The sequence below is a fragment of the Achromobacter pulmonis genome (assembly GCF_002885955.2).
Taxonomy (GTDB): domain Bacteria; phylum Pseudomonadota; class Gammaproteobacteria; order Burkholderiales; family Burkholderiaceae_B; genus Achromobacter; species Achromobacter pulmonis_A.
Window position 1 is genome coordinate 106,359 of record NZ_POQS01000004.1, and the last position, 15,666, is coordinate 122,024.

Genomic DNA, 15,666 nt, shown 5'->3' on the forward strand with positions numbered 1-15,666 from the left:
TATCCCCCGAAAAAGCCAACGGCGCGCCAGCGCGCGCCGTTGCCTGTTTGCATGTCGACCCGCGGGCGGCCATGCACAGGGCCGCGGCCGTTCAATAGGTCTCGAAATGCAGCCGCCCCTCGCGGCGCAACGCATCATGCAGGATAGACCAATCCTGGCCCGCTTGCACTGTCACGTCGCGCAATGCGTCCAGCACGCCGACTTCCATGCCTTTCAGGCCGCAGACGTAGATGCAGGTGTTGCGGTCGGCCAGCAGCTCCAGCACCTTGTCGGCGCGCTCGCGGATCAGGTCCTGCACGTAGCGCTTGGGCTGGCCGGCCTCGCGCGACAGGGCCAGGTTGATGTCGATGAAGTCGGAGGGCAGTTTCATCAAGGGGCCGAAGTACGGCAGTTCGCGCTCGGTGCGCGCGCCGAAGAACAGCATGAGCCTGCCGTTCTCGCCGGAGTCGATGCGCCGGCGGCAGCGTTCGGTCATGGCGCGCATGGGGGCCGAACCGGTGCCGGTGCAGATCATGATGAGATTGGCGCGCGGGTGGTTGGGCATCAGGAAGGTGTTGCCGAACGGCCCTATCACCTGCACCTTGTCGTTCTTGACCAGGTCGCACAGGTAGTTGGAGCAGACGCCGTGGGCGGGCGCGCCGGCATGGTCCTCGGTGACGCGCTTGACCGTCAGCGAGAGGTTGTTGTAGCCGGCCCGCTCGCCGTCGCGCGGGCTGGCCAGCGAGTATTGGCGCGCGTGGTGCGGCCGGCCCTGGGCGTCCAGGCCCGGCGGCAGGATGCCGATGGACTGCCCTTCCAGCACCGGGAACGGCAGCTCGCCGAAATCCAGCACGATATGGTGGATGTCGCTGTCGGTGTCGGCGCCGGTGACCCGGTAATTGCCGACCACGGTGGCCGTCATCGGGGTCTTGTGCGTGTACAGGTTGACGTACGGATGGGCCGCGGACCACGGCGGCACCGCCGCGCCCGGCGTGACATAGGCCGGCTGCGGCGCGTCCGCGGCGGGTTCGGCCGCACCCGCCGCGTCGGCCTGGCCGGCGGCCGCCCCGGCCGCCTCCAGCGCCTGCTGCTGGGGCAGCTCTTCCCAGCCCAGCTGGTCGCGCACGGAATAGGCCTCGGCCCGCAGCACCAGGTGCCAGTTGTCGATGGCGCCGGTGGGGCACGGCGGCACGCAGGCCATGCAGCCGTTGCAGATGTCCGGGTCCACCACGTAGTTGTTGGCGTCGTGCGTGATCGCGTCGATCGGACAGGTTTCCTCGCAGGTATTGCAGCGGATGCAGATCTCGGGATCGATGAGATGCTGCTTCAGGACTTCTGCAGGTAAGGGCGCGTTCATCGTGGTCTTCCCCATGCTCCGGCAGGCGGCCGCCGGCGCGGCCGCCGCCCCGTCTTAGTTGAAACGGACGTACTCGAAATTCACCGGCTGGCGGTTGATGCCCATGACCGGCGGCGCGATCCAGTTGGCGAACTTGCCCGGCTCGGTGACGCGCCCCATCAGCGAGGCGACGAAGGCGCGGTCCTCGGCGCTGGGCAGCCACTTGTGGCTGTGGGCCTGCCACTGGGCCTCGGACATCAGTTCGCCTTCGGGCGACATGCGGATGCCGGCCAGCGTGCCGATCTGGCGGTTGAAGGCCTTGTGCGGCACCTGCAGACGGAACGGAATGCCGCTTTTCTCGATGACCTTGTTCCAGCGTCCGATGCCGGCCACGGAATCGCGGATGAAGTCGTCGCGCAGCACTTCGTTCAGCGCATTGAGCATGGGCACTTCGACTTCCTGCAGTTTGCCGTTGTCCACGGTCAGCACGCGGTAGGTGTCGTTCTTGAGCTGGTGGTCGTCGGTGCGCTTGCTTTCTTCGTAGCGGCCCTTCAGGCCGGAGCTGTAGAAGATGGCGGCGTTGGAGGACTGGTCCGCGCCGAACAGGTCGATGGTGACGCTGTAGTGGAAGTTCAGGTAGCGCTGGATGGTGGGCAGGTCGATCACGCCGGCCGCGCGCACGCTGGCGGGGTCGTCGGTCTTCAACTGGTTCATCACTTCGCAGGTGCGCTGGATGACGCGCGAGATGCCCGATTCGCCCACGAACATATGGTGGGCCTCTTCGGTCAGCATGAACTTGGTGGTGCGCGCCAGCGGGTCGAAGCCGGATTCGGCCAGCGCGCACAGCTGGAACTTGCCGTCGCGGTCGGTGAAGTAGGTGAACATGTAGAACGCCAGCCAGTCCGGCGTCTTTTCGTTGAACGCGCCCAGGATGCGCGGATTGTCGGCGTCGCCCGAGCTGCGCTGCAGCAGCGCGTCGGCCTCTTCGCGGCCGTCGCGGCCGAAGTAGCGATGCAGCAGGTAGACCATGGCCCACAGGTGGCGGCCTTCCTCGACGTTGATCTGGAACAGGTTGCGCAGGTCGTACTGCGACGGAGCGGTCAGCCCCAGGTGGCGCTGCTGCTCGATCGAGGCCGGTTCGGTGTCGCCCTGCGTGACGATGATGCGGCGCAGGTTGGCGCGGTGTTCGCCGGGCACGTCCTGCCAGGCGTCGCGCCCCATGTTCTCGCCGAAATGGATCTTGCGCTGGCCGTCCTGCGGCGTCAGGAAGATGCCCCAGCGGTAGTCCGGCATGCGCACGTGGTCGAAATGGGCCCAGCCGTCGGGCTGCACGCTGACCGCCGTGCGCAGGTAGACGTCGAAACCGTGCGAGCCGTCCGGGCCCATGTCCTGCCACCATTGCAGGTAATTGGGCTGCCAGTGTTCCAGCGCGCGCTGCAGCGTACGGTCGCCGGACAGATTGACGTTGTTGGGGATCTTATCGGTGTAGTTGATGCCGGACATGTCTCGCTCCTGTTCTTGAAGTGGGGGCCGCGCGGCGCGGCGTCGCCGGGCCGTTCAGACCCGGTTCCAGTCGAAGGCGGCCTGCTCGCCCTTGCCGTACAGCTTGAGCGCGCCTTTCTCGCCGGCTGCATTCGGACGGTTGAAGATCCAGTTCTGCCACGCCGTCAGGCGGCCGAAGATCCGGGTCTCCATGGTTTCCTTGGCGCCGAAGCGCAGGTTGGCTTCCAGGCCGGTCAGCGCGTCGGGCGACAGGGCGCGGCGCTCTTCCAGCATCATCCGCACTTCGTCGTCCCAGTCGATGCTGTCGGGCGCGTAGGTCACCAGGCCCAGTTCCAGCGCGTCGGCGGCCGCCAGCGGCTGGCCCGCGCGCTCGCGCACCGCCTCCAGCGGGGCGGCTTCCTCGTGGAAGCGCCGCTGCAGGCGGCTTTGCCCGCTGACCATGGGATAGGCGCCGAAATTGCCGGCGCCCACCACGATGCGCGCCGGCGCGGCCGCATCCTCGTCGTCCAGCATGTAGCTGCGGTCCGCGGCCAGTGCCAGCTCCAGCAGCGTGCCGGCAAAGCACGAGCCGGGCTCGATCAGCGCGAACAGGCTGCGCGAGGTCACGTCCAGGCGCGCCAGCGTGCGGCGCAGCATGCCGGCGGTTTCGCGCACGAACCAGTGGTCCGCATGGCGTTCGAGCGCGGCGTCGGCGGCCAGGACGCGGTCGGCGTCGCCCTCGGTCTTGAAGACCCAGGTGCCGATGTCCAGTTCGTTGGTGCGCATGGACAGGATGGCGTCGTCCAGTTCGCGCGCCATCTGCAGCGGCCACCAGGCCGCGCCGGCCGCCAGGATATCGGCGATTTCCACGGGTGCGTCGCCCTCGGGCGCGCGCACGGTCCAGACGGCCAGGCGCTTGTCGCGGTCGATGCGCACGTCGACGTAGCGGTAGGACAGGCCATCGGCGCTTTCCTCGCGGTGCAGCGGCGTCAGCGCGACGCCCTGCGCATCGGCCGGGCGGTCGCTGCCCTGCGCCAGGGCTTGCGCGCGTTCGCGCACGGCCTGCTCGAAACGGGCGGGCTTGACCACCTCGTCCACCAGCCGCCAGTCCTTGGCGCGCTGGCCGCGCACGCCTTCGACCAGGGTGCAGAAAATGTCGGCATGGTCGTGGCGCACCTTGCGCTTGTCGGTCACGCGGGTCAGTCCACCGGTGCCGGGCAGCACGCCCAGCAGCGGCACTTCGGGCAGCGCCACGGAAGAGGAGCGGTCGTCGACCAGCATGATTTCGTCGCAGGCCAGCGCCAGCTCGTAGCCGCCGCCGGCGCAGGCGCCGTTGAGCGCGGCGATGAACTTCAGGCCGCTGTGGCGGCTGGAGTCCTCGATGCCGTTGCGGGTTTCGTTGGTGAACTTGCAGAAGTTCACCTTCCAGGCATGCGAGGACAGGCCCAGCATGAAGATGTTGGCGCCCGAACAGAAGATGCGTTCCTTCATGCTGGTGACCACCACGCTGCGCACTTCGGGGTGCTCGAAGCGGATGCGCTGCAGCGCGTCGTGCAGCTCGATGTCGACGCCCAGGTCATAGGAATTCAGCTTGAGCTTGTAGCCGGGGCGCAGGCCGCCGTCTTCGGCCACGTCCATGGCCAGCGTGGCAACCGGGCCGTCGTAGCTCAGGCGCCAATGACGGTACTGGCCGGGATCGGTCCGGAAATCTACCCAGTTGAGAGTGCTGCTCATCGTGTGTCTCCTTGCACGCCTAGACAGGAAAAATACTGCACAACATGAATTATTATGCAGATTAAGGGCAAAAAAAATCCCCGTCAAGCGGGGACATGCAAAAAAATTCCGGTTCCGGGCGCGTCCACCCGCCCCCGGGCCTACAACGGCAGACCGCAGGCCTTGCGCACCTGCGTGCGCAGCCCCGCGAAGCTCTCCTTCACGTCCAGGTTGCTGGTGACCCAGGTGAGATCGGCCTTGGCGTAGAAGGCCTCGCGCCCGGCCAGGATGCGCTTGAGGTCGGCCATGGCCTCGTTGTTGCCGGACATGGGCCGGAAGTCGCCCTGCGCCATGACGCGGCCCATGTGTTCCTCGGGCGTGGCGCGCAGCCACACCGTATAACAGTGCGCCAGCAGCAGGTTCAGGGTGGCGGGCTCCGAGACCAGCCCGCCCGGCGTGGCCAGCACCATTTCGGGGTAGATCTGCACCGCCTCTTCCAGCGCGCGCCGTTCGTAGCGGCGGTAGGCGTTGGGGCCGTACAGGTTGTGGATCTCCAGGATGCTGCAGCCGGCCACGCGCTCGATCTCGCGGTTCAGCTCGACGAAGGGATAGCCCAGGTCGTCGGCCAGCATCTGGCCCAGCGTGGACTTGCCCGCGCCGCGCAGCCCGATCAGCGCCACGCGCTGGGTGCGATTGGGGCGCTGCGCGCCCGCGCCCACGCCGAACAGCTGCGTCAGCGCCTCGCGCGCGCGCTGCAGGTCGGATTCGGTGCGGCCGCTGAGCAGCTCCCGGATCAGCAGCCAGTCCGGCGATTCCGTGGTCACGTCGCCGACCAGCTCGGCCAGCGCGCAGTTGAAGGCCCGCGCGATCTGCAGCAGCACCAGGATGGAGGCGTTGCCCACCCCGTGCTCCAGATTGGCCAGGTGGCGCTCGGACACGCCCGTGACCTGCGACAGGCTCTTGCGGGTCATCCCGCGTATGGCCCGCAGTCGGCGCACCCGCTCTCCCAGCGCCACGAGAAAAGCCTCGCGCCGGGGTTCGGATGGCGCCGCGTCTAGCGCTTGATTCATGTTCTGGCTGGCTCCGCAAAAACCCTGATAGTCATTGTTTTGTGCACTATAGTGCTTGACCATTATCAATGGAAGCACTATTTTTCACTCAAGTGAATTCAACTGCCGGTCAGAGGCAAAAAAACAGCAGTGGAATTCATCCGCTTCGAAAAGCGCCGATAAGTGTAAAGGAGGAGCCCCGGTGACCACGCCAGATCGATTCCATGCCCTGATGCGCGACGTCGCGCGCCTGGCCGCCGGCCAGCAACTGGACGCCGGGCTGCAGGCCCGGCTGAACCGCGAGGCCGGCCCCCACAGCGCGCTGTACCAGGACATCTTCGCGGCCTGCCGGCAAGGCGTGGCCGACGGCTGGATGTGCTCGCGCGAGGGCGGCGGCATCCGCTACGGCCGCGTGATCAAGCCCGCCCCCGACCTGGCCGACTGCTCGGTCGACGTGGTGGACATGGACGACCTGGCCGGTCCCCACCATGCGCATCCCAACGGCGAGATCGACATGATCATGCCGCTGACCGAAGGCGCCCGCTTCGACGGCCACGGCGCCGGCTGGCTGGTCTACGGCCCCGGCAGCGCGCACAGCCCTACCGTGACGGGCGGGCGCGCCCTGGTGCTGTACCTGCTGCCGGGCGGCGCCATCGAGTTCTCGCGCGGCTAGCGCCGCCCTTCCCGACCAATAAACAGACAAGAGCGCGGCATCCGCCCACCAGGACACCAGGAGACAACCGTGAACACCTGTCCCGCCGAACTGAATTTCGCCAGCCACCTGGCGGCATTGAACGCTGCGCGCGCCGCCAAGCCCGCCTATATCGACGACCACCGCCAGCTCAGCTACGGCGAGCTGGCCGAGCGCGTGGCGCGCCTGGGCGGCGCCCTGCGCGGCCTGGGCCTGCGCCGCGAGGAACGCGTCCTGCTGCTGATGCAGGACACGGCGGACTGGCCCGTGGTGTTCCTGGGCGCGCTGCACGCCGGCGTGGTGCCGGTGGCGGTCAACACCCTGCTGACCGCGGACGACTACGCCTACATCATCGGCCACAGCCGGGTGCGCGCGGTGTTCGTCTCCGGCGCGCTGCTGCCCACCGTGCAGGCCGCGATCAAGCAGGCCGGCGCCGACGTGGAGCACGTGGTGGTGTCGCAGCCGGCCGGCCCCTTGCCCGCCGGCGCGCATGAATTCGAGGCGCTGCTGGCGGCCGCGCCGCTGGCGCCGGCCGTGCGCACGCTGTCCGACGAGATCGCGTTCTGGCTGTATTCGTCCGGCTCCACCGGCAAGCCCAAGGGCGTGGTCCACACCCACGGCAACCTGTGGCATACGGCCGAGCTCTACGCCAAGCCGGTGCTCGGCATCCGCGAAGACGACGTGGTGTTCTCGGCGGCCAAGCTGTTCTTCGCCTACGGCCTGGGCAATGGCCTGACCTTCCCGCTGTCGGTGGGCGCGACCGTCATCCTGATGAGCGAACGCCCCACGCCGCAGGCGGTGTTCCAGCGCCTGACGCGCCACCGCCCCACCGTGTTCTACGGCGTGCCCACGCTCTACGCCAGCATGCTGGCCGCGCCGGACCTGCCGGCGCGCGAACAGGTCGCGCTGCGCATCTGTACCTCGGCGGGCGAAGCGCTGCCGCGCGACATCGGCGAACGCTTCACGCGCCATTTCGGCTGCGACATCCTGGACGGCATCGGCTCGACGGAAATGCTGCACATCTTCATTTCCAACCAGGCCGGGCAGCTGCGCTACGGCACCACCGGCAAACCGGTGCCCGGCTATGAAGTACAGCTGCGCGACGACAGCGGCGCGCCGGTGCCTGCCGGCGCCATCGGCGACCTGTACATCAAGGGCCCCAGCGCGGCCCTGATGTACTGGAACAACCGCGACAAGACGCGCCAGTGCTTCCTGGGCGACTGGCTCAAGAGCGGCGACAAATACACCTGCGACGCCGACGGCTACTACACCTATGCCGGGCGCAGCGACGACATGATCAAGGTCAGCGGCCAGTACGTCTCGCCGGTGGAGGTGGAGAACATCCTGGTGCAGCACGAGGCCGTGCTGGAGGCCGCGGTGATCGGCGTGCCGGACCACGACGGGCTGGTCAAGACGCGCGCCTACGTGGTGCTGCGCCCCGGCTTCCAGCCCGACGCCAGCACCGGCGCCGCGCTGCAGACCTACGTCAAGCAGCACCTGGCGCCCTTCAAGTACCCGCGCCGCATCGACTTCACCGACGAGCTGCCCAAGACCGCCACCGGCAAGATCCAGCGCTTCCGCCTGCGGCAGCTGGCCGAGGCGTCGCTATGAATCCCGACGCAATCGCCTGCGCCGACATCCACGCGCTGGGCCGCGACCTGCGCCTGGAATACCAGTGGATCGCCGCCGCCCGCCCGGACGCGCCGCTGCTGGTCTTCCTGCACGAAGGCCTGGGGTCGGTCTCCATGTGGAAGGACTGGCCGCGCCAGCTGTGCGAAGCCTGCGGCTGCCGCGGGCTGGTGTATTCGCGTCCGGGCTATGGGCGCTCCACGCCGCGGCCCGCGCAGGAAAAATGGCCGGTGGAATTCATGCACGACCAGGCGCGCGAGGTGCTGCCCGCCCTGCTGCGCGCGCTGGACGTGGACGCGCGGCGCGACCGGCCGGTGCTTTACGGCCATAGCGACGGCGGCTCGATCGCGCTGCTGTACGCGGCCATGCACCCGGACGCCGTGGCCGGCGTGGTGGCGGCCGCCCCGCACATCTTCGTCGAGGACGTCTCGGTGGCCAGCATCGCGCAGGCGCGCCGCGCCTATCTGGAGACGGACCTGCCGGCCCGGCTGGGCCGCCATCACGCGCACGCCGATTCGGCGTTCTGGGGCTGGAACGACATCTGGCTCGATCCCGCCTTCCGCGCCTGGAACCTGGAACCCTACCTGTCGCGCATCGCCTGTCCGGTGCTGGCCATCCAGGGCCTGGGCGACGAGTACGGCACGCTCGCGCAGATCCGCGGCATCCGCCGCCTCGCGCCCCAGACCGAACTGCTGGAGATACCGGACTGCGGCCACTCGCCGCACAAGGACCAGCCCGCCCGCGTCACCCAGGCCGTCGCCGGTTTCGTCGGCGGACTGGAACAACCCCGCTGACCCCGCGTCGGCCCATAACAAAGCACGGAGACTCACCATGAACCACGCCCTGACCCGGACCGCGCTCGCCGCGGCCCTGATGCTCGCAGCCGGCGGCGCCCAGGCGGCCGACAAGATCAAGGTCGGCTTCATGCTGCCCTACAGCGGCACCTACGCCGCGCTTGGCAACGCCATCGAGAACGGCTTCAGGCTGTACGTCGGCGAACAAGGGGGCAAGCTGGGCGGACGCGAGATCGAGTATTTCAAGGTGGACGACGAGTCCAATCCGGCCAAGGCCGCCGAGAACGCCAACCGCCTGATCAAGCGCGACAAGGTCGACGTGCTGATCGGCACCGTGCACTCGGGCGTGGCGATGGCGCTGGCCAAGGCCGCCAAGGACAGCGACACCACGCTGATCGTCACCAACGCCGGGGCCAACGCCATCACCGGCCCGCTGTGCAGTCCGGGCATTTTCCGCACCTCGTTCACCAACTGGCAGCCGGCCTACGCGATGGGGCCGGTGGCCTACGCCAAGGGCCACAAGACGGCCGTCACCATCACCTGGAAATACGCGGCCGGCGACGAGGCCATCGGCGGCTTCAAGGAAGGCTTCGAGAAGGCCGGCGGCAAGGTGGTCAAGGAACTGAGCCTGCCGTTTCCCAACGTCGAGTTCCAGCCGCTCCTGACCGAGATCGCGGCGCTCAAGCCCGACATGGTGTTCACCTTCTTCGCCGGCGGCGGCGCGGTGAAGTTCGTGCAGGACTACCATGCCGCGGGCCTGGGCAAGACCATCCCGCTGTACGGTTCGGGCTTTCTCACCGACGGCACGCTGCAGGCCCAGGGCGAGTCGGCCCAGGGCCTGCTCACCACGCTGCACTATGCCGACGGCCTGAACACGCCGCGCGACAACGCCTTCCGCGCCGACTACGCCAAGGCCTACAAGATGCAGCCCGACGTCTATGCCGTACAGGGCTACGACGCGGCCCAGCTGATGCAGTCGGGCCTGGCCGCGGTGAACGGCGATTTCGGCAAGAAAGAAGCCTTCCGCAAGGCCATGCGCGGGGCCACCGTGGACAGCCCGCGCGGCGCCTTCACGCTGTCGGCGGCCGGCAACCCGGTGCAGGACATCTACCTGCGCCGCGTCGACGGGATGGAGAACAAGGTCGTGGAGGTCGCCGTGCCCAAGCTGGCCGACCCGGCCCGCGGCTGCAAGCTCTGATCCCGCAACGCGCACCGGCCACAGGGAGGCCCCATGGACATCGGCATCCTGCTCATCCAGAGCCTGAACGCGTTCCAGTACGGCTTGCTGCTGTTCCTGGTGGCCAGCGGCCTGACGCTGATCTTCGGCATCATGGGCATCATCAATCTGGCCCACGGCAGCTTCTACATGATCGGCGCCTACATGGCGTTCGCGCTCGGGCCGGCGGTCGACCGCTGGCTGGGCGGCGGCTTCCTGGCCACGCTGGCGGTCTGCGTCGTGGCCGCCGCCGTGCTGGGCTATCTGCTGGAAGCCGCCTTCTTCAGCTATCTGTACCGGCGCAACCACCTGCAGCAGGTGCTGATGACCTACGGCCTGATCCTGGTCTTCGAGGAGCTGCGCAGCATCCTGGTGGGCAACGACGTGCACGGCGTGCCGCTGCCCGCGTGGCTGCAGGGCAGCATCCCGCTGGGCGGCGTCATGACGTATCCGGTGTACCGGCTGTTCATCTCGGCGGTCGGCATCGCGGTGGCGCTGCTGCTGTACTGGGTGATCGCGCGCACCCGGCTGGGCATGATGCTGCGCGCCGGCTCCAGCAACCGCGAAATGACCGCCTCGCTGGGCATCGACGTCAACCGCCTGTACCGGCTGGTGTTCGCGGCCGGCGTGGCGCTGGCGGCGCTGGCCGGCAGCATCGCCGCGCCGGTCTCTTCCGTCTATCCCGGCATGGGCAACGGCGTGCTGATCGTGTGCTTCGTGGTCGTGGTGATCGGCGGCATCGGCTCGGTGCGCGGCGCCTTCCTGGCCGCGATGCTGGTCGGGGTGGTCGAGACCTTCGGGCAGGTGCTGTTCCCGTCCGCGGCCGGCGTGCTGGTGTACCTGCTGATGGCGTTCATTCTTCTATGCAAGCCCGAAGGGCTGTTCAAGCAGGGCTGAATATGTTGAACCGATTCCTACCCGCCCTGACCCTGCTGGCGCTGGCGGCCTTCGCCTGGAGCGGCAGCGACTACTACACCGGCCTGGCGGTCAAGCTCATGATCTACGCCATCTTCGCGCTCAGCTTGCAGCTGCTGGTGGGCGGCGCGGGACTGGTCAGCCTGGGGCATGCCGCCTTCTTCGGCATCGGCGCGTACACCGCGGCGCTGCTGTCGCCCGAGTCGGAGGCGGCCAGCCTGTGGTGGCTGCTGCCGGCCGCGGTGCTGGCGGCCGCAAGCTATGCCGCGGTCACCGGCGCGCTGGCGCTGCGCACGCGCGGCGTGTACTTCATCATGGTCACGCTGGCGTTCTCGCAGATGGCCTACTACGTGTTCCACGATACCGACGTGGGCGGCGGCAGCGACGGCATCTATCTGTACTTCCGGCCCGAACTGCCGGTGGCCGGCTGGATGCCCTTGGACCTGGGCGAGGCCCGCACGTTCTACTTCTTCGTGCTGGCCTGCCTGGCGCTGGTCTGGGGCTTTCTGGCCCTGCTGCGGCGCTCGGCCTTCGGCGCCGCGCTGGCCGGCATCCGCATCAACGAGCAACGCATGCGCGCGGCCGGCTATTCGACCTATCCGTACAAACTCACCGCCTATGTGGTGGGCGCGGCGCTGGCCAGCCTGGCCGGCTTTCTGTTCGCGCTCAAGGACGGCTTCGTCACGCCCGAGCTGCTGGCCTGGGAGCAGTCCGGCCTGGTGCTGCTGATGGTGATCCTGGGCGGCATGGCCAGCCTGGGCGGCGCGGTGCTGGGCACCGTGGCGCTGGTGCTGCTGCAGGAACTGTTCCAGTCCCAGGCGATCTTCGGCGACTACGCCAGCCACTGGCACCTGCCGCTGGGCCTGGCCATCATCGCGCTGGTGGCGCTGCTGCCCGACGGGCTGGCCGGCCTGCCGGCGCAATTGCGCCGACGCCGCCAGACGCGCGCCGCCGGCGCCGTTCCCAGACCGGAAGCCGCCACGCCCGGCCGTCCGGCGCCGCCGGCGCGCCTGCCCATACAGGGAGAGCCCCATGTCTGAAGTCCTGCTCGCCGCCAGCGCCGTCACGCGCCGCTTCGGCGGTCTCACCGCGGTCAACGGCGTCTCGCTGGGCCTGCGGCGCGGCCAGGTCCATGCCGTCATCGGCACCAACGGCGCCGGCAAGTCCACGCTGATCAACATCCTGTCGGGCGAACTGGCGCCCAGCAGCGGCCAGGTCATGCTGGACGGGCGCGACGTCACCGCCTGGCGCCAGCCCGAGCGGGCGCGCGCCGGCCTGGGCCGCAGTTACCAGCGCTCGACCATCTTCCCGGAGCTGAGCGTGCTGGAGAACTGCCGGCTCGCCGCGCAGGCGCGCCGCCAGCGGTTCTGGCGCTGGTGGCGGCCGGCCTCCGACTGCCGCCGCAGCGCCGAACTGGCGCGCCACGCGCTCGATTGCACCGGGCTGGCCGACGACGCGCCGCGCGCGGCCGGGCTGCTGCCGCACGGCCGCAAGCGCCAGCTCGAAATCGCCATGTGCCTGGCGGGCGAGCCCCAGGTGCTGCTGCTGGACGAGCCGCTGGCCGGCATGGGGCCGGAGGAAACCGACCGCATCCTGGCGCTGTTGCAGACGCTCAAGTCCGGCCACGCCATCCTGCTGGTCGAGCACGACATGGACGCGGTCTTCCGCGTGGCCGAGACCATTACCGTGATGGTCAACGGCAGCGCCATCGCCAGCGGCACGCCGCAGGAGATCCGCGCCAATCCCGAAGTGCGCACCGCCTACCTGGGCGAGGACGCCGACGCCGGAGCCGGACGATGAACACGCTGATCGAAGCCGGCGGCCTGCACGTCTACTACGGCGCCAGCCACGTGCTGCGCGGGGTCGACATGCATATCGCGCCCGGCGAGTCCGTCGGGCTGGTGGGCCGCAACGGCATGGGCAAGACCACTCTGATACGCAGCCTGGTCGGGCAGGTCAGATGCGCGCAGGGCAGCGTGCGCGTCGACGGCCGCGACTGCACCCGCGCCCAGCCGCACGCCATCGCCCGGCTGGGCGTGGCCTACGTGCCGGAAGGACGCGGCATCTTCCCCAACCTCAACGTGCGCGAAAACCTGCAGGTCGCGGCGCGCCCCGGCAGGCGCGGCCGCCAGGACTGGAACTACGCGCGCGTGCTGGACACTTTTCCGCGGCTGCAGGAGCGCCTCGGACACGGCGGGCAGCAGTTGTCGGGCGGCGAGCAGCAGATGCTGGCCATCGGCCGCGCGCTGATGACCAATCCCGAACTGCTGATCCTGGACGAAGCCACCGAGGGCCTGGCGCCGCTGATCGTGGCCGAGATCTGGAAGATCATCCGCCAGATCCGCGCCAGCGGCATGTCCACGCTGATCGTGGACCGCAACTACCGCGCGGTGCTGGCGCACACCGACCGCTGCCTGGTCATGGAAAAAGGCCTGATCGTGCGCGACGGCGACAGCGCCGCGCTGGCGCGCGAACCGGAGCAGCTCACCCGCCACCTGGGCGTCTAGATCACCGCTTCGATCAGGAACGGGCCGCGGCGCTTCAGGCCTTCCTGCAGCGCGCGCGCGAAGCCTTCCACGGTGTCCACGCTCACCGCCTCCACGCCCATGCCGCGCGCCAGGTGCGTCCAGTCCAGGTGGGGCTCCTGCAGGTCCAGCATGCGGCGGGCGTTGCGGCCGGGCTCCTCCACGCCGACCTTCTTCATTTCGCCATGCAGCGTGGCGTAGGAGCGGTTGGCCAGGATCACCGTCAGGCAATCGAGGTTCTCGCGCGCCTGGGTCCACAGGGCCTGCAGCGTGTACATGCCGCTGCCGTCGGCCTGCAGCGTGACGACCTTGCGATCCGGGCAGGCCACGGCCGCGCCGGTCGCCAGGGGCAGCCCGATGCCGATGGCCCCGCCGGTCAGCACGAGCCAGTCGTGCGGCGCGCTGCTGGCGCTGTAGATGGGGAATTCGCGGCCCTGCGTGATGGACTCGTCGCAGACGATGGCCTGTTCCGGCAAGGTATGCGCGATGAGGATGTTCACCGCCGCCCCGGTCAGGCGGCCGGACTGCGGCACCTCGTAGGCCGCGGCCGGCGGCGCCAGGCGCGGTGCGTCGGCGGCGATGCCGAGTTCGTCGGCCAGCCATTCCAGCGCGTGCGCCAGGTCCTGTTCGGCCGAAGCCAGCACCACCTGGTTGCAGTCGGCCGGCGCCAGCAGGCTGGGCTTGCCCGGATAGGCGAAAAAGCCCACCGGCGCCCGCGCGCCGACCAGCACCAGATGCCGCACGTCCTTGAGCTTGGACACCGCCAGGTCGATCACATAGGGCAGGCGCTCGACCGGCGTGCGCGAGCCGCCGCGCTCGACGCGGCGGTTCGAGGTTTCCGACATCAGGCGCACGCCGGTGGCGCGCGCGATACGGCCGGCGGCGTTCAACGCGCGTTCGCGCAGCGCGGCCCCGCCCAGCATCAGCGTCACGTTTTCGCCCGAGCGGATCGCGGCGGCGGCCGCGCGCACCGCCTGCGCCGACGTCTGCGCCGGCGCCGTGCGCGGCGCCAGCACCGGCGGCGTGTTTTCCGGCAGCTCGGTCCAGGCCGTATCGGCCGGCAGGATCAGCGTGGCCACGTTGCCCGGCGCCTGGCGCGCCACGCCCACGGCCTCGGCCGCGTCGGCCGACAGCGCGCCGGCCGTCAGCGTGCGCTTGACCCAGTGCGACATCGGCCGCGCCACGCCCTCGACGTCGCTAGTCAGCGGCGCGTCGTACTGGACGTGATAGGTGGCGTGGTCGCCCACGATGTTCACCATCGGCGTGCGCGCGCGCTTGGCGTTGTGCAGGTTGGCCAGGCCGTTGCCCAGCCCCGGTCCCAGGTGCAGCAGGGTCGCGGCCGGCTTGTCGGCCATGCGCGCGTAGCCATCGGCCGCGCCGGTCACCACGCCCTCGAACAGGCCCAGCACGCAGCGCATCCGGGGCTTGCGGTCCAGCGCCGCCACGAAGTGCATCTCCGAGGTGCCCGGGTTGGCGAAGCAAACGTCCACGTCGTTCGCAAGCAAGGTGTCGCAAAGGCTGTCAGCGCCGTTCATCGTGTCTCCTGATAATTTCTGGGCGGTGCGGGCGCGGCGGCGCGCCCGGATAGTTGGCATGATAGGAAGCCTGGCCCGAACGCGATAGGGCCATCTCGGCGCGAACGGATGGAACCATTCCCGGTTCGGCGGTCAATTTCCGCTGTCCGAAATCACGTGCCGGCCGGCGGCCTGGCCAGCAGGCCGTTGAGCACGACTTCGTAGAACTCGGCGAAGGCCGCGCCGATCGTCAGGCCGGTTTCCTCCAGAAACCGCTGGTTCCTCAGGCGGTGCGCCGCGCCCAGGATGGCTTCCGACAGCACGCGCGGATTGTGCGGCGCCAGCAGTCCCTGGCGCACGCCCTCTTCGATCATGGACTCCAGCCCGCGCACCCGCGCCAATTGATAGGCGTCGAACACCGCGCGGCCGCTCTCGGTCGCGTCCAGGTCGGTCAGGGCCGCCTTGCTCAGGCCGGATGCGTTCAGCGTCGCGTGCAGATAGGCCGCGATCGCCCTGGCGCCGTCGGCCTGCTCGCGCGCGGCGGCAAACCCTTTCTCCAGGTTGCCCTGCAGCACCTGCCGGCAAATATTGACGAACAGCTCTTCCTTGGTGGGCGCGATTTCGTAGAGACGCCGGCGCGAGCACTGCATGCGCTGCGCAATGTCGGCAATGGTCAGCGCGGACACGCCCTCGACGATCAGCAACGCGGTCAGTTCCTTGATGAAAACCTCGTCGGTACGTCGTTTCGCCATGTATCGCCGCTTGCCTGTGGATGAGAGGGGGCATTCTACGACGCCTAGGGAACCTCTGAACAAGTCCAACG

14 protein-coding genes are annotated in these 15,666 nt (G+C 69.0%); 8 read left to right on the forward strand and 6 right to left on the reverse strand.

The features are described 5' to 3' along the window. Nucleotides 1-91: 91 nt before the first annotated feature. The 4 genes from boxA to C1I89_RS15520 all read right to left on the reverse strand — a co-directional run bounded on the left by boxA (nucleotide 92) and on the right by C1I89_RS15520 (nucleotide 5,580). Complete coding sequence (gene boxA, locus C1I89_RS15505; RefSeq protein WP_102773604.1) at nucleotides 92-1,336, reverse strand: benzoyl-CoA 2,3-epoxidase subunit BoxA; 1,245 nt, start codon at nucleotides 1,334-1,336, stop codon at nucleotides 92-94. Nucleotides 1,337-1,390: 54 nt separating this feature from the next. Beyond that, complete coding sequence (gene boxB, locus C1I89_RS15510; RefSeq protein ID WP_102773605.1) at nucleotides 1,391-2,818, reverse strand: benzoyl-CoA 2,3-epoxidase subunit BoxB; 1,428 nt, start codon at nucleotides 2,816-2,818, stop codon at nucleotides 1,391-1,393. Nucleotides 2,819-2,872: 54 nt separating this feature from the next. Beyond that, complete coding sequence (gene boxC / locus C1I89_RS15515; RefSeq protein ID WP_102773606.1) at nucleotides 2,873-4,531, reverse strand: 2,3-epoxybenzoyl-CoA dihydrolase; 1,659 nt, start codon at nucleotides 4,529-4,531, stop codon at nucleotides 2,873-2,875. A 140-nt stretch (nucleotides 4,532-4,671) separates the two neighbouring features. Beyond that, on the reverse strand, nucleotides 4,672-5,580 hold the full coding sequence (locus tag C1I89_RS15520) for a helix-turn-helix transcriptional regulator (protein ID WP_102773607.1): 909 nt from the start codon (nucleotides 5,578-5,580) through the stop codon (nucleotides 4,672-4,674). 181 nt (nucleotides 5,581-5,761) lie between these two features. On the opposite strand from C1I89_RS15520, the gene C1I89_RS15525 reads away from it, so the two are divergent. The 8 genes from C1I89_RS15525 (at nucleotide 5,762) to C1I89_RS15560 (ending at nucleotide 13,311) form a co-directional block, all read left to right on the forward strand. Beyond that, nucleotides 5,762-6,232: a 4-hydroxylaminobenzoate lyase gene (locus tag C1I89_RS15525; protein ID WP_102773608.1), complete on the forward strand. Its 471-nt coding sequence runs from the start codon at nucleotides 5,762-5,764 to the stop codon at nucleotides 6,230-6,232. Between the two features lie 69 nt (nucleotides 6,233-6,301). Beyond that, a complete protein-coding gene (locus tag C1I89_RS15530; protein WP_102773609.1) occupies nucleotides 6,302-7,861 on the forward strand; it encodes a benzoate-CoA ligase family protein in 1,560 nt (519 codons plus the stop codon). Further along, nucleotides 7,858-8,673, forward strand: coding sequence for an alpha/beta fold hydrolase (locus C1I89_RS15535; RefSeq protein ID WP_102773610.1), 816 nt, complete (start codon nucleotides 7,858-7,860; stop codon nucleotides 8,671-8,673). Before C1I89_RS15530 ends, C1I89_RS15535 begins: the two co-directional genes overlap by 4 nt. A gap of 37 nt (nucleotides 8,674-8,710) precedes the next feature. Then, nucleotides 8,711-9,871 (forward strand): ABC transporter substrate-binding protein, encoded by a 1,161-nt coding sequence (locus tag C1I89_RS15540; protein WP_102773611.1) that lies wholly within the window; start codon nucleotides 8,711-8,713, stop codon nucleotides 9,869-9,871. A 33-nt stretch (nucleotides 9,872-9,904) separates the two neighbouring features. After that, nucleotides 9,905-10,786, forward strand: coding sequence for a branched-chain amino acid ABC transporter permease (locus tag C1I89_RS15545; protein WP_102773612.1), 882 nt, complete (start codon nucleotides 9,905-9,907; stop codon nucleotides 10,784-10,786). A gap of 2 nt (nucleotides 10,787-10,788) precedes the next feature. Then, nucleotides 10,789-11,844, forward strand: coding sequence for a branched-chain amino acid ABC transporter permease (locus C1I89_RS15550; RefSeq protein WP_102773613.1), 1,056 nt, complete (start codon nucleotides 10,789-10,791; stop codon nucleotides 11,842-11,844). Then, on the forward strand, nucleotides 11,837-12,604 hold the full coding sequence (locus tag C1I89_RS15555) for an ABC transporter ATP-binding protein (protein ID WP_102773614.1): 768 nt from the start codon (nucleotides 11,837-11,839) through the stop codon (nucleotides 12,602-12,604). The genes C1I89_RS15550 and C1I89_RS15555 overlap by 8 nt, the downstream gene beginning before the upstream one ends. Beyond that, a complete protein-coding gene (locus C1I89_RS15560; protein ID WP_102773615.1) occupies nucleotides 12,601-13,311 on the forward strand; it encodes an ABC transporter ATP-binding protein in 711 nt (236 codons plus the stop codon). The genes C1I89_RS15555 and C1I89_RS15560 overlap by 4 nt, the downstream gene beginning before the upstream one ends. On the opposite strand, the gene C1I89_RS15565 is transcribed toward C1I89_RS15560, so the two are convergent. Together C1I89_RS15565 and C1I89_RS15570 are read right to left on the reverse strand one after the other, a co-directional pair. Beyond that, a complete protein-coding gene (locus C1I89_RS15565) occupies nucleotides 13,308-14,864 on the reverse strand; it encodes an acetolactate synthase large subunit (RefSeq protein ID WP_102773616.1) in 1,557 nt (518 codons plus the stop codon). The genes C1I89_RS15560 and C1I89_RS15565 overlap by 4 nt on opposite strands. 152 nt (nucleotides 14,865-15,016) lie before the next feature. Next, nucleotides 15,017-15,595 carry a TetR/AcrR family transcriptional regulator gene (locus tag C1I89_RS15570; protein WP_102773617.1) on the reverse strand — a complete coding sequence of 193 codons (579 nt, stop codon included), beginning with the start codon at nucleotides 15,593-15,595 and terminating at the stop codon, nucleotides 15,017-15,019. Nucleotides 15,596-15,666 lie beyond the last annotated feature (71 nt).